This is a genomic window from Arthrobacter sp. PsM3 (genome assembly GCF_030433895.1).
Lineage (GTDB): Bacteria > Actinomycetota > Actinomycetes > Actinomycetales > Micrococcaceae > Arthrobacter.
The window spans coordinates 1-216 of sequence record NZ_JARUXE010000188.1; the positions used below are offsets into that span (position 1 = coordinate 1).

General features: G+C 66.2%; 1 pseudogene. It reads right to left on the reverse strand.

The annotated features are described in order from the left end of the window. Positions 1 to 216: pseudogene (locus QCD75_RS22125) on the reverse strand (creatininase); the annotation flags it as partial.

Below are 216 nucleotides of genomic sequence, written 5' to 3' on the forward strand. Positions count from 1 at the left end.
CGTGGACCATGGCTTCGGTGCCGATCAGGGCGACCTCGTATTCGGTGATCCCGGCCGTGATGGCGTTGCGGATCGCCTCGCCGCCGAGGTCGCCGATGCGGGCGCCGTGCTTGATGACCTCGATTTCCTCGGCCGACTTGATCATCCGCTGGCGCATGGCCGCCTGGGCGACGTCGACCAGGGTGGCTGATTCGAAGGCTGCCTGGATCTTGTTGC